The 15,263-nt window shown below is 40.5% G+C and carries 8 protein-coding genes; 4 read left to right on the forward strand and 4 right to left on the reverse strand.

The genetic code is table 11. The features are described from left to right. The coding region (locus tag J8L71_RS12325) for a retention module-containing protein (RefSeq protein ID WP_211000791.1) at positions 1-5,340 on the reverse strand (5,340 nt) is incomplete at its 3' end. 239 nt (positions 5,341-5,579) lie between these two features. On the opposite strand from J8L71_RS12325, the gene J8L71_RS12330 reads away from it, so the two are divergent. The 4 genes from J8L71_RS12330 to J8L71_RS12345 all read left to right on the forward strand — a co-directional run bounded on the left by J8L71_RS12330 (position 5,580) and on the right by J8L71_RS12345 (position 11,868). Continuing rightward, the gene (locus J8L71_RS12330; RefSeq protein ID WP_211000792.1) at positions 5,580-7,559 is read left to right on the forward strand and encodes a TolC family outer membrane protein; all 1,980 of its coding nucleotides are present in this window, start codon (positions 5,580-5,582) and stop codon (positions 7,557-7,559) included. Positions 7,560-7,699: 140 nt separating this feature from the next. Beyond that, positions 7,700-9,838 (forward strand): type I secretion system permease/ATPase, encoded by a 2,139-nt coding sequence (locus J8L71_RS12335; protein WP_211000793.1) that lies wholly within the window; start codon positions 7,700-7,702, stop codon positions 9,836-9,838. After that, positions 9,835-11,256: an HlyD family type I secretion periplasmic adaptor subunit gene (locus J8L71_RS12340; protein ID WP_211000795.1), complete on the forward strand. Its 1,422-nt coding sequence runs from the start codon at positions 9,835-9,837 to the stop codon at positions 11,254-11,256. The genes J8L71_RS12335 and J8L71_RS12340 overlap by 4 nt, the downstream gene beginning before the upstream one ends. 24 nt (positions 11,257-11,280) lie before the next feature. Then, positions 11,281-11,868, forward strand: coding sequence for a response regulator transcription factor (locus tag J8L71_RS12345; protein WP_211000796.1), 588 nt, complete (start codon positions 11,281-11,283; stop codon positions 11,866-11,868). Positions 11,869-11,871: 3 nt separating this feature from the next. Here the strand turns inward: J8L71_RS12345 and J8L71_RS12350 are convergent, their stop codons facing one another. The 3 genes from J8L71_RS12350 to J8L71_RS12360 all read right to left on the reverse strand — a co-directional run bounded on the left by J8L71_RS12350 (position 11,872) and on the right by J8L71_RS12360 (position 15,138). After that, positions 11,872-13,833: a LapD/MoxY N-terminal periplasmic domain-containing protein gene (locus J8L71_RS12350; RefSeq protein WP_211000797.1), complete on the reverse strand. Its 1,962-nt coding sequence runs from the start codon at positions 13,831-13,833 to the stop codon at positions 11,872-11,874. Next, entirely contained in the window at positions 13,833-14,540 is a 708-nt protein-coding gene (locus tag J8L71_RS12355; RefSeq protein WP_211000798.1) for a transglutaminase-like cysteine peptidase, read from the reverse strand. The genes J8L71_RS12350 and J8L71_RS12355 overlap by 1 nt, the downstream gene beginning before the upstream one ends. Before the next feature lie 139 nt (positions 14,541-14,679). Beyond that, on the reverse strand, positions 14,680-15,138 hold the full coding sequence (locus tag J8L71_RS12360; protein ID WP_211000799.1) for an LPP20 family lipoprotein: 459 nt from the start codon (positions 15,136-15,138) through the stop codon (positions 14,680-14,682). Positions 15,139-15,263 lie beyond the last annotated feature (125 nt).

A 15,263-nucleotide genomic window follows, 5' to 3' on the forward strand; every position in this document is an offset into this window, starting at 1 on the left:
TAATGTAATTGTATCTATAACTGTTGTTATATTACCGGCTTCATCAGACACACTTACTTCTATGGTGTTATCACCTTCATTTAAGTCTGTTTGCGGCGTTACTTCCCAGTTACCACTTGCATCTACTGTGGTGGTAAGTGTTTGTTCAACTCCATTTTCATCTGTAATAACAACCGTGATACTGGTACCAACTTCTGCATCACTAGTACCTGAAATGGTAGGCGTTGAGTCGTTGGTTACAGTATCAAAGTCAACGGTTAAGCTAGGCCCTGATGTATCTATGTTACCGGTAGCCATAGTTGAAGCGCTATTTCCTGCAGCATCAGACACTTCAGCTTCTACAGAGTAATCTCCCGAGGCCAGCTCTTGAGAAAGCTCAACACTCCAATTACCATCGGCATCTGTTGTTGCACTAAATGAACGCACAACGCCTTGAGAGTCAGTAACCGTTAAGGTTATAACTGTGCCTGAAACTACGCCTGTCGTGTTACCAGAAATAATAGGTGTTGTATCATTACTTGTTCCTAGTTCATTTACTTGTATGGTTGGAGGTGTAATATCAATTACGGCATCAAGCTCTGCATCAGCAATTCCACCACCTAGGTCTGTTACTGTTGCACTAATTGAAATGGTGCCCTCAGCCAAATCGGCAGGTGGAGTCACACTCCAGAGTCCGTTTTCATCAACAGTTGTAGTTAAAGTGATGATTGCCCCCGCAGAGTCAGTGAGCTGAACTTCAACTGACGAACCTGCTTGAGCATTAAAGGTTTCACCGCTGATTTGTGGTGTTTGATCGTTGGTTTCGCCAATAACATTTATGGTAATAGTCAATGCGCTTGTATCAATTGTACCTGAGGCATTTGCTGTACCTTCATTACCAGCGCTATCACTAATACTTGCATTTACAGAGTAGCTCCCTTCAGCCAGAGCCGCAGGTACTTCTACTGTCCAACTCCCATCTGCAATAACTTGCGTTGTTATTGTTTGTAAAACCCCATTTGCATCAGTAACAGTTAAAGTAACTGTTGACCCTGCAGGCTCACCGCTAACCGTACCTGAAATGACCGGTGTTGTATCACTCGTATCACCTAGCGCGTTAATAGTCACTATTGGCGCTGTGGTATCCACTTCGCCGGTTGTGGTTGCTGTGGTTTCATTACCTGCGCTGTCGGTAACCGATACCTCAACCGTAAATTCACCTTCACTTAGTTCATTAGGCACATCAACCGAAAAAGTACCATCTGCTTGTACTTCAGTGGTAATGGTTTGTGGATTACCCGCTTCATCCGTTACCGTAATAGTAACAACGGTGCCCTCTGGCTCACCCGTCGCAGTGCCTGAAATAGTTGGCGTAGTGTCGTTAGTATCGTCCACAGGATCAATGTTCACTTCTGGCGCAGCCGTATCCACTTCACCCGTGGTCGTTGAAGTCGTTTCATTGCCCGCAGTATCAGTAACGGATACTTCAACAGTAAATTCACCTTCACTTAACTCATTTGGTACGTCTACACTGAAGGAGCCATCGGCTTGCACTTCAGTAGTAATGGTTTGTGGGTTACCCGCTTCATCAGTGACTGTAATAGTAACAACGGTACCTTCTGGCTCACCCGTTGCACTGCCTGAAATTGTGGGCGTGGTATCGTTAGTATCACCTACAGGGTCGATTATTACTGATGGCGCAGCCGTATCCACTTCGCCGGTTGTGGTTGCCGTGGTTTTATTGCCTGCGGTATCGGCAACCGATACTTCAACGGTGAATTCACCTTCACTTAATTCACTGGGCACATCAACCGAAAAAGTGCCATCGGCTTGCACTTCAGTGGTAATAGTTTGTGGGTTACCTGCTTCATCAGTCACTGTAATCGTAACTAATGTACCTTCTGGCTCACCCGTTGCTGTGCCTGAAATTGTAGGCGTAGCATCATTAGTATTTCCTACAGGGTCAACAGTAACTGTTGGCGCAGCAGTATCAATAATGCCTGTAGTTGAAGCCGATGCTTCATTGCCTGCTGAATCTGTTGCTGTAGCAGTAATAGTAAACTCACCTTCAGCAATGTCATCTGTGGCACCTACTTGCCAAGAGCCATCCAGTGCAACAACAGCAGTTAAAGTTTGTGAATCGCCGTTTGAATCTGTAACGAGTACTGTAATCAGACTTCCCGGTTCTACATCGTTGGTTGTACCGCTAAAGCTAGGTGTAGTGTCGTTAGAGTCTGTGAAAGCATCCACACTAATCGTTGGAGCAGTAAGGTCAATGTTCCCTGTTTGAGAATCTTGTGCTGTGTTCCCTGCACTATCAGTTATATTGGCAACAACACTAAATTCACCTTCGGCTAGCGCTTGTGGCACATCAACACTCCATGTGCCATCGCCATTTATTGCCGTTACAAATTGCTGTTCAGCACCTGCACTGTCTGTAACAATAACTGTTACTACGCTACCAGCTGGCAACCCTTGAGTTGAGCCTGTAATCGCAGGCGTTGTATCGTTGTTATCACCTAAAGTATCTATGGTAACGCTAGGCGGTATTAAATCAATGGTACCCGTAACAGTTGCAGTGCTACTATTTCCAGCCTCATCACTCACACTTGCTGTTACCGTAAAGTCACCTTCGCTAAGCTCATTAAGTATATTGGCGCTGTAGCTTCCATCAGCATTAGTGACTGCGGTAAGTGTTTGTTCATTGCCATTACTATCTGTTACTACAAGTGTTATTTCTGTGCCTTGTGGTACATCAACAACACTTCCCGTCACGCTCGGTGTAGTGTCGTTTGTATCATCAATTGGATTAATAGTAATCGTAGGATCAGTTAAATCAATTTCACCAATTTCACTTGCAGACGCTGTATTACCTGCGGCATCAGTAACTGTTGCTACAACACTAAACTCACCTTCTACCAGCTCATTAGTCGCTTCGATCGACCAACTACCGTCTGCATTTGTAGTTACTTGCACCGTTTCTGTTGCACCATCGCTACCTGTAAAGGTAACGGTAACAACCGTCCCCGCATCAACATCTTGAGTGGAGCCGCTAACTGTAGGCGTAGTGTCGTTAGTATCTATTATAAAGTTTATACTTACAGTTAAATCTACATTGCCTACCGTGCTTGCTTGCGCCTCATTGCCAGAGTCATCTACCACTGCTGCAACTACTGTAAAATCACCTTCAGGTAAAGGCTGAGTTACTTGCGCACTCCAAGATCCATCCTCTTGGGTCACCGCTAAAATAGTAGAGGTACTGCCATCACTTGCGGTAATAGTTAGCGTTATTGTAGTACCTGCAGGTACATTTGCGGTGTTACCACTTAAAAATGGTGTGGTGTCGTTTGTATCAGCAATCGAGTTTATTTGGATTGAAATAGGGGCAAAGGTTACCTCACCACTTGTTTGCGCCGATGCTTCATTACCTGCGGGGTCACTAACTGTGGCAGTAACGTTAAAATCACCACCAGAAATTGCGCTTGATGATTCAACACTCCAAGTACCATCTGCTTCAAGCGTTGTGGTCAACGTTTGTAAATTCCCATTACTGTCGGTCACTAAAACAGTAATCTCTGAGCCCTCAGGCGCACCATCAACACGCCCAACAAATGTGGGTGTTGTATCGTTAGTATCGGCAATTGCTGTGACTGAAATTTCAGGACTTGTTAAGTCAACTAAGCCTTGCTCGATAGCTTGTGCTTCGTTACCGGCATTATCTGTAACCGTTGCGTTAACATCGAACTCACCTTGGGCTAAAGGAGTCGATACACTAACAGACCAGCTACCGTCCTCATTAGTTTGTGTTAAAAGTGTTTGGGCTTGCCCGTTAATATCAGTAATAACAACCGTAATTACTGATCCCGCAGGCACATCTTGAGCAGAACCTGTAATTATAGGCGTTGTATCTTGTGTATCTGCAATGGTATTAATTTCAACAACAGGAAGTGTTAAATCTATAATGCCAGCATCACTTGCTACTGCCTGATTCCCTACGCTATCACTCACTTGTGCATCAACCGTAAAGTCGCCCTCAGGTAATGCTGCCCCCACATCAACAGACCAACTTCCGTCTTCATTGGTTAAGGCCGTTAAAAGTTGAACCTCTCCCGCACTATTCGTTACTGTTATTGTTACCTCTGTACCTTGTGGTACGCCGCTTGTAGTACCGGTTAAAGGAGGGGTTACATTATTTGTCTCCCCAGCTACCGTTACGTCAATTTCAGGAGCTGTTAAGTCAACACTTGCAAGAGCTTGATCTATCGCTTGGTTACCTGCGGCATCAACTGCAACAGCATCAACACTAAACTCGCCCTCGGCTAATGGCGATGTAGTTGTAATGCTCCAATTACCTTGCGCATCAACTTGTGTAACTACAGTTTGCTGTGTACCTGTGCTATCGGTAAGCGTTACAGATACATTGTCACCAGTATTTAAACCAGCAACAGAGCCTGTTACCGTTAAAGTTTGCGAAGCAGAGTCAGCAACTGGGTCAATATTAATTACTGGTGCCGTAGTATCAACTTCAATAGAAATTGTATCGTTAAACGCATTACCATTAGGATCCGTTGCTTCAACTACAACACTAACGGGACCATCAGCTATTGGGTCTGGTAAGATGATTTCAAATGTACCATCAGGATTAATAACTGCAGAGACAACTTGCGAATTACCATCTACGTCAGTCACTGTTACATTGACTGTTTCACCAATTAGGTTTTCACTAGTACCAGTAATAGTAGGTTGAGATGAGTTAGTTATACCTAATTCATTTAGCGATATTGACGCGGTGTTATCATCTGGTACTACACCATCTGATGTATCACGTAAGTCAAATGCATCAGCATTGCTTTGATCAAGCGATGAATCAAACGCCACGCTGTTTGGATCAACACTCTCAGATATACGAGTAAGTTGTACAAACGAATTACCACCGCCTGAACCTGCCGCACCACCGCCACCAGCGGCTGTTGCTTCTAAGTTATCTAAAATATCACCATCACCCTCTAAGGCATCTAAAAAGTCGGTTACATCCGAATTAGCAGCGGTTGTAGTATTTTGTTCAGTACCTAAATCTAAGCTAGCTATGGCTTCATCTAAGCTTTCATCAAAAATAGTTGTCTCGCTTGAGTCCCTAGCTTCCTTTGCCAATAAATCTGGCGTTATTTTTACCTTTTGATTTGCAGGAATAGAGAGAGTTTCACCTTGTACATCAATTTGCAGTGAAGACTTAACAGCCGTTACCACTAAATCTCCAACATTAATGTAATCGCCAACATTTAAAGCTTTTATTGAGCCATCTTGTAAAACTACACCCGCAGAGCCTTGAATATCGGTAACTAATAATTGATTTGCTTCCATTTGGGTACCCTCAAACTTTTTAAATTTACGTTCTAATAACTTAAAGGTAGAACACAAAATCAATCTGGGTACTGGACTCAAGTACAGGTTTAAAAGAAAAATTTAAAAATAAAATAATCAACAAAAAATGGTAAAAAACTCATTTTATGCTACCCGGAAAGATTATTTGCAAAATTGATATTCCTTTACTAGATATTTAAGGGAGTATTTTCGGTAGTAATGGGATCTAAGGGGAAGTAATGATTACAAAAAACACTTTTAAGAAACGCAAAGGAACGATGTTAATCGCAATGGCGATTTCAACCGCTACTCTACCAAACATAGCTTATGCTAATAATGAATCAGCTATGCCCCTAACCTACGTATCTAGTAAAGCCATAGAGAATAATCCTGAAGTACAAGAAGCATGGCATGCATTTAAATCTTCTATTTATGGAGTTGATGCTGCACGTTCTGGCTATTTACCAAGTGTTGACGTATCTGCCAGCGCAGGATATGAAAGAAGAAATTATGGAGTAGAAGAAGAGTATAACCGTAACACTGCAGAAATAAGCGTTACTCAAATGCTGTACGATGGTTTTAGAACATCTAATACCGTTGATCGTTTTAAACGAATTCAGCTTATTCGCTATTTTGAACTTATAACACAAACAGAACAAACGGCACTTGAAGCGTCAATTGCACTACTTGACGTACAAAAATTTAAAGAGTTAGTACAACTTGCTGAAGCAAATCTGCAAGAGCATGAATCTGTATACCAACAAATCGAACAAAGCGTTAACGCAGGTGTTGCAAGAGCCGCAGATTTAGAGCAAATAAGTGGACGTTTGTCACTTGCGCAATCTAACGTACTCACTGAGTATGCAAATTTACACGATGTAAGCGCTCGTTATTTACGAGTTGTTGGTGAACTTCCATTGCAAGAGATTAAACAAGCAGACCTCAACGAAGATAATATTCCAATATCTGTCAATCAGGCGCTAAGCATAGCATATAAAAACAGCCCAACTTTTTATGCATCTTTGTATAATATAGAGGCGCAAAAAGCCAATGCTGAAGCACAAAAAGCAGCGTTTCATCCTAATGTAGATTTATCAGCTCGCTATGGCAGCCAAGATAGAGATGAATTAGGCCAAAACGAAACTCGAACTGAAGCTCGGGTAGGTATTGATATAAGTTACAATTTATATAACGGCGGGTTGGATAGCGCTAATCTTGAACAAGCCTACCAAGATGTAAATATAGCTAAATATCAACGAGATCAAGCGTGCGTAGATATTCGCCAAAGCTTACAAATTGCATATCATAATGTAACTATACTTGAGCAGAAACTACCCGCATTAGATCAGCACAGAGCCTCTTCAACCAAAGTAAAAATAGCTTACAAAGACCAGTTTGATATAGGCCAACGTACTCTACTAGACGTACTAGATGCAGAAAATGAATCGTTCCAGTCTACCCGTTCTTACATAGTTGCATTATATGACCGTCAATCGGCTATTTTAACGATGCTCAAAGAAATGGGGAAACTACTACCCGCACTTAATGTAATGTCAGATAAATACCCTTCTATAGAAGATTTAACCGACGATCCTATTGTTCACGATGCAAAAAATATTTGCCCTACTTACGATGTAGCCACAACATTTAGTCGCAAAGCTTTTTTAGAAAAAAAAGCCAAGCAAGATAATGCCTACATGAGCGTAACCGCTATGCCTCGTTATCTTGATATCCCACTAGAGACTAATACAACCTCAAGCAGCGAGTTCTTAGATGACGATGCAGATGGTGTACCAAATGAGCAAGATACCTGCCCAAGTACGCCAGCGGCAACGAATGTGGATTTGTCTGGATGTACTTTATACAGCGCCGAAACAGACTCTGTAGAAATAGGGATCCCTTTTTCAGCTGATTCTAGTGAAGTTCGTTCTGAGTATGTGCGTGAAGTCGAAAGGCTAGCTGATTTTTTGAAACAAAATCCAAATAAAATGGTGGAAATTCAAGGTCATGCTTCTTTAGATGGCGATAAAACTTACAACCGAAAACTATCTGAACAACGTGCTTTTAGCGTTGCACAAATGCTAATTGAACAATTTGATATAGAGCCAAACCGCGTTAAGTCATTTGGCTACGGCACTGATAAACCTCGAGTAAACGAGATATCAGTAAGGGCAAATGCACAAAATAGACGTATAGAAGCCGTTATTACTGACAACTGACACCAACCAGTTTATATACAAAAGCAATTAGCGTTATGTAAATAACCTAAACTTAGTTTAAGAACTTGTTTAAAGATTTTTATGAAGTTTAAGTTAAGTTGTAACAACCGCTTGTAGTTCTTCATAACATTGGATGGTTTATGGAATTAAATGATGTACTTGATCATGGTGGAATATTAGTTGACTGCTTAGCAGTACTATGTCGCCACCACGGTAAAGATTTTTCAAGAGAAGCTCTATTAAATGGCTTACCACTAAATGATGGAAATCTCACGCCATCTGGATTTTCACGTGCGGCTAAACGTATTGGTTTTAAATCAAAGGTAGTTAATAAGCCGCTACAAAAAATAAATACAGCACTGTTACCCGCCATTTTAATATTAAAAGATAATCAAGCATGTATTGTTACTAAAATTGATTTTAGTAACAATCTTGTGAGTGTTATTTACCCAGAGTTAACCGAATCTGTTATTGAGCAAAGCATTGAGGAGCTGACACTAACAACCGCTGATATGGTTATTTACGCTCAACCCGAATTTATTTTTGACGATCGTACCCCCGTACTCGAAAAGCTCTCTAAAGATGGATGGTTTTGGGGTGTAATTAAAGAGTGCCGCTCACTTTATAAAGATGTAATTATATCAGCCATTGCGCTTGGTGTGCTCTCAGTGGCAATGCCTTTATTTGTAATGAACGTGTATGACCGTGTAGTACCAAATCATGCCACTGAAACGCTATGGGTTCTTGCTATAGGTATTTTAATAGCCTTAACCGCCGACTTTGCGCTTAGATTAGTAAGAGGTTATTTTGTAGAGCTTGCGGCCAGCAGAATTGACGTAAAAGTATCTGCGGTGATCATGGAACGAGTTTTAGGTATGAAGCTTGAAAATCGCCCGTCATCAGCAGGATCTTTTGCTAGCAACATTCAATCCTTTGAAGCGGTAAGAAACTTTTTTAGCTCAATAACGCTCGTCGCATTAGTTGACCTCCCTTTTGTTATTTTATACTTAGTTGTTATAGCAATTATTGGCGTCCCTCTTAGCCTTCCTATCATTGCAGGCGCACTAATATTATTAATGTATGCCATAGCGGCGCACCGCAAACTTGAAGCGCTTTCAGAGCAAACAATGAAGGCAAGTTCAATGCGAAACGCTGTCTTAGTAGAGAGCCTAACAAACATAGAAGATGTAAAAAGCTTTCACTCTGAATGTAAAACACAATCAACGTGGGAAAAATCAACCATATACATTGCCCAAGTAAATGCACAAAGCCGCTTAGTCTCAAGTTCAATATCTAATACTGCATCGTGGATACAACAATGTGTGGGTGTGATCATCATGATAATTGGTGTTCATTTAGTTATTGAAGGTGAGCTTACTCAAGGTGGCTTAATAGCGGCCTATTTACTTTCATCTCGAGCGATGGGCCCGATTGGTCAGTCTGCTGCAGTTTTAGCTCAGTACCACCATGCAGCTATTGCTATGCAATCTCTTAACGAAATAATGGAAAAAGAGGTAGAGCGCCCTGCCGGTAAACACTGGTTGAGCCACCCTATTTTAAAAGGCGATATAGAATTTAAAGATGTCTGCTTTAAGTACTCTGATGAATCACATAATGCACTCAACGGAGTTAGCTTTAAAATAAAAGCGGGTGAAAAGGTCGCTATTTTAGGTAGAAACGGCTCAGGTAAAAGCACCTTAGAAAAACTTATTTTAGGGCTCTACGATCCAAGTTCAGGCAGCATTTTAGTGGACAATAACGATATTCACCAAATAGACCCTGCAGAACTTCGCCACAATATTGGTTATGTGCCGCAAACTATTGCATTATTTTTTGGTACCTTAAAAGACAATCTAACTATAAGCGCATGGCACGCCAAGGATGAGCAAATTATAGAAGCGTGTGAACGAAGCGAGCTATTCGATTTAATAAATTCACACCCTGACGGCTTTGATTTACAAGTAGGCGAGCTTGGCAGACAACTTTCGGGCGGCCAACGCCAAGCCGTTGGTATGGCAAGAGCATTAATTAACGACCCGCCGATTTTGCTATTAGATGAGCCAACGTCATCACTTGATCACAACAGCGAAAACAAGATTATTAATAACTTAAAAAAATGCTCTGTAGATAAAACCTTAATTGTAGTGACACATCGCTCATCATTACTTGAATTAGTAGACCGTATTATTGTACTAGACAATGGCAAAGTCGTTGCCGATGGTCCTAAGCAAAAAGTAATTGCTGCTTTAAATAATAAAACAGTGGAGCAAGCATCATGAGTAATGACAAAAAGCCTCTAGAGCAACGCTCCTTCGAATCTGTAAGTAGGGCTATTGAATCCAGAAAAAAAGGCAAGCCATCAGTTTTCAATAAATTATTTAGTGGATGGCTCTCGCCACCAAACACGCAAGACTGGGTAGTTGATGCCCAATGGGAAAAAATGCAGCAAGAGCCAGCTAGCGCAAGATTTTTACTTTATTTAATTTGCGTAGCTTTTATAAGCCTTATTGTGTGGGCTGGATTTGCTAATTTAGACGAAGTTGCTCGTGGTGAAGGGCGAGTTATTCCTTCTAATAAATTACAGCTAATTCAATCTTACGATGGCGGCATGGTAGAAAAAATAAATGTACGTGAAGGTCAAATAGTCAGTGAAGGTGACGTACTGATTAAAATCGATCCGACTCGTTTTATTTCTAGCTTTAGAGAAAATCAATCAAAGGTGCAGTCTCTTACAGCTAAAGTTGCACGCTTAAACGCACTAACTAAAAAAGAAGAACTTATTTTCCCTGAAGGTTTAGCTGAGGACGTACCAGAAGCCGTATTACATGAGCAATCTATATACCTAAGTAACCGACGAGAACTTGAACAACAAGTAGCAATTCACAAGCGCCAACTTGAGCAACGTCGACAAGATCATATAGAAGCAAAAGCCGCATTGCAGCAACATACCAATGCATTAAGACTCACCAATAGAGAGCTTAAAGTAACGCGTCCATTACTTCGTACAGGTGCAGTATCTGATATAGATATTATTAGGTTAGAGCGAGAAATAGTTGATATTACTGGTGAAATAAACCGAACTAAAGCCGTTATTAATCGAAGTCTGTCGGCAATTAACGAAGCTAAAAATAAGGTTACCGAAGTTGAGCTTGCGATGATTAATCGCTGGAACAATGAGTTGTCTGAGGCACTTCTTCGCTTAGAGTCGATTAAAGAAACGGAATCTGGTCTTGCCGATAAAGTTACTCAAACTGAAATTCGCTCGCCAGTTAAAGGCACTGTACAACGTTTATTAGTCAATACAGTTGGCGGTATTTTACAACCTGGCAGTGACGTGATGGAAATAGTACCACTGGACGACCAATTAGTTGTAGAGGCAAAAATTCCGCCAAAAGACATCGCCTTTTTACGCCCTGGTCAACCCGCAATGATTAAATTTAGCGCCTATGACTTTGCTGTTTATGGCGGCTTAGAAGCTGAAGTACTGCACATAAGTGCAGATACAATCACAGATGATAGAGAAAACACATTTTATTTAGTGCAGTTAAAAACCACCAAAAATAACTTTTCGAAAGAACTAACGATAATTCCTGGGATGACCACACAAGTTGACATTATTACCGGTAAAAAAACCGTGCTTGAGTACCTTTTAAAGCCAGTTCTTCGCGCAACATCGCAAGCAATGACAGAGCGTTAAAGCATTTATATAAATGGAGAAGTAATGCGTCAAAGTATTTTTATTACACAGCCTGAGTTTGAGTCAAAGCACTGGCATACAGCATTTGCGGATTGTGTAATATGCACTAAAGAGCCAAAAAGAGTAACCGCATCCAACGTTATTTGGATTTTAGCTGGCACACCTAACTGGCTTGAGCTTGTAAAAAAATATTCGCAGCAGCGTTTACTCGTTATAGTTATGACCAACGAGCTTGAAATTAACGAACTCAGAGCGGCCTTAGAGGCAGGGGCAAGAGGTTATGTAGAGGCCTTAGCAACCAAAGTTATTATTGAACAAGTACTAGAGACTGCCTGCTCAGGAGGCATATGGCTACCTGGGCAGTTACTGTCAAACCTTGTAGGTGCTTTGTCACAAACACAGTTTAACTACAAACACTCATGCAACCTTGAATTGCTCACAAAGCGAGAGCGCCAAGTAGTTGATATTGTTGTTACAGGCGCCACCAACAAACAAGCCGCAGAGTCATTAAATATTACAGAGCGAACGATTAAAGAGCATATGGGCTCTATATTCAATAAACTAAAAGTGCGCGACCGAATTCAATTAATGTTAGTCGTAAAAGGAAGTTGACCTTTACGACTCTTTAATAATCCCATCAAAGCCAAGATTCACAAGTGTGTCTAAATCATCTTGGCTAGTAACCCCCTGAGCCACCACCTTAATACCAATAGAATGTGCGAGTGTACATACGCCACGTAAAAAGGTTTGATTATCTTGGCTGTAACTAATGTTGTGACCATACACACTATCAATTTTAATCATTTCTAAGCCAAATTCTTGTATTTTATTAATTTTAGTAAACTCAGGGCCAACCCGTTTTAAAGCAACTTTTGCCCCCATGCATCTAACTTGCTCACAAAAATCTTTAAATATTTCGATTTCGCTAACAGCAATACTTTCACGTATATCAAAACAAATCTTTGAAGCTAGTTCAGGAAATGCCGATAAGTAAGTCAATATAGAAGCGATTGCCGTATCATCTAATAAAGTTTGCGCAGAGAGCTCAACCGAAATAAGCTCACCTGGCGGCTCAACATTGTATTCGTTAACTAGCTGTTTAATTAAGCCCCAATCTAGTCGCGCTAATAATTTTAAACGGTTAGCCCATTGGTAATAATAGCTTGCACGATACAGCTGCCCGCCAAGCTCTAAACTCAACCCTAACTGGTTTTGCATTAACTGACCTGTAAAACTCATTACCGGGAAAGTGTTTATTTCGAGTGTTTGGTTATCTAAAGCAGACTCAATTGCACTTTGCCAACTTGTGGCGTCGTCAAATAGCTCACTTTTTTGTTTACTGTCAGCCTCTTTAGCACGCACTGCAACTTGCTTCGTATTGCCTGATTTTAATAATTCGTCAACGCGTTTTAATACATCAAACCTCGAGTCCTCTTTTAGTATGTATGTACAGCTGTGAGGTATTGCTAAGTTAACGCTTTTATACTCTTCAATAAAAGCTTGGTGCAAAGTTTTAATTCGTTCACTCAGTAGTTCTATATCGTCTGTATCGCTAAATAAAACGGTAAAGTCACTGTGAGAGATACGCGCAATGTAATTTTCAGAAAAGTGCTCTTGGTTTAACTCTAAAAATCCAATTAACATATCCGAAAAACGGCGTAAAAAATTAACCATTTCGACCCGGCTAATTTGCTCACTTATTTGATCTAAGTTTACGATTCTAAATAAAAACAAAGCCCCATGCGCATGATCTTTCGACTTTTGTAAATGCGCTTCAAGTGTGGCGCCAAAATATTCACGATTAGCCAAACCGGTTAATTCATCATGCTGCGACTTAAATCTTAACTCCTCTAATCGCTTACTATCTTCTTTTATAATACGACTAAAACGAGTAGATAACTGGTTCATTGATTGTACTAATCGAGCAAATTCAAATGTGCGCGGCACCTTTGACTTAATAAAGCGTTTTTCTCCGAATGCATTTGCCTGATAAACCACATCATCCAACGGTTTTAAAATCCTACTTAAAAAGTAAGCACTAACTATACAAGCAAAAAAAGCGACTATTAAAAAGCTAAAAAACAGCTTAAGAGCACTTTCCCATAAGGCTTGCTCTGCGTATTGGCTATGGCTTTCTATAAACAACGTACCAAATTGTTGCCATCCATTATTTACTTGCCCTACCCCGGGCTGTACATCTAAACCATACATTGCCCTAAACCAGTTTGGTACAGACGCTTCGAGCTCATCAGTAAAAGTGCGTTTAATTATTACCTCGCCATTAGGGTCTTGAAGCTCAATACGTTTATAGTGCCCTGTATCAAACGTGGCAGATACCAATAACTCAAGCTCAACTGGGTCTTTATCTAATTGGCTAATCATTAATGCAAGTGAGCTTGCGTTATCTACATTTTTTAAATACAACTGAGTAGAAAAGTAACTTTTGGCCGAATTGGTGCTAATTAAAACACTGCTAACAAACCCAACAAAAATAACAATCAGCAATGCAATCCAAAGCTCTTGTCTAAGCGTTATTTTGCGCTTTTTAAAATAGTTAGATAAGGAAAATGATGCCATTACCACAAAACTCCTTCATTGGTTGTCTGCTCCAAAATTTTACGCCAGCGAGAAAGCCTTGCTGTTGGGCTAGCGACACTTTTGGTTGAATTATTAGCCCATAAACCTTGGCTGTTAAAGCTAAAAACAGGGCTTAAATCTACACGTTTTGCAGCAGGTAAAACCTTTGTAATTAAACTGTCTAAAATAAGTGGTTGAGCGTTCGGTGTCGCAAAATAGCCAAGTACCATGTGTGCTTGTGTTTTATTGGAGCCCGCTAGCTTTGCTTTTACGTAAATGAGCCTCAACTTATCGTCGCTTACACCTAATGCTCTTAGACTAATGTATTTTGCAATTGCGTAATCTTCGCAATCCCCTAAGCCGCGTCCTAGTGTTTCAAGCGGTGTGGCCCAATAGTCATTTTGTTTCCAAAGTAAAATATCGGTTTGATAACGTAGGTTGCGGGCAAAAAAATCGTTTACTATCAGTATTTGTTGTTGTTCTGGTTTATTTTGTGTTTGCACCAACATGCTTTGCCAGCTTCGGGCAACAGCTACACGTGCTGGACCATATTTTTTCCCCATAAGCTCAATAAACGTATTAAATTGAATGTTTAATCGGCTTGCAAACACACCGCTTGAAAGTAAAAAAAACAGCAGTAAGTAGCGCGAATTATTTTTGCACCAAAAAAGTAGTTTACCGTTGCAGAGGATAGGCCTAAGAGTCATTCACAGGCCAAAGGATAAAAAATTAGAAACATACACTAAGCGCTACACTACTTGTTTAAATATTATTCGTAACAACAGCATAGCACTCAATATAAGAGGATGAGATATTTTGTAGGAGTTTTTTAATAGCAGTCGTGATTTAGTAGTAAGTTACTTTTTTAACTTCACGGGGTTTTACCTCGCCAATATATAAATCGTGTACACGCTTCATATTTAGCTCAAGCTCTGTAATGTAGGTATCATCTACAGCATAAGTTTTAATTATTTGTGCGCCTTTAATAATTCCTTGTACTTGGCTTTGTAAATAATCATCTTGTGCAATTGAACCTGCCACTGTGGTACCAGCGGTAATTTTTTGCCCGTACACTTGCTCAGTGAGCTCTCGGTACGCTTCTAGCTTTGATGCCTTAATGGCCATTAGCTGTTTTTGCGATAAATTAGCGCCGCTTTGTAAACTAATAGGTGCATAACCCACAGCTTTTAAAACCGGGTAGTTATTTGGCTCTACGTACTTATACTCAACATGTTTATCAAAAATACTACTACAGCCACTTAAGCTTAAACACCCAAGTGTAATTAATAATGAAATTGCTCGCATAGCACATGACCCTTAAAAACTAGTTACAGCAACTTATGCACGTTTAATGCCATTTATAAGTTAAACAATGCGCTAAAATAACATTGGTACAGTCCTTGCTCTAGTGTCATCATTAACAAAAGTAT

Origin of the sequence: Pseudoalteromonas sp. MMG007 (assembly GCF_018100985.1) — a bacterium.
Taxonomy (GTDB): domain Bacteria; phylum Pseudomonadota; class Gammaproteobacteria; order Enterobacterales; family Alteromonadaceae; genus Pseudoalteromonas.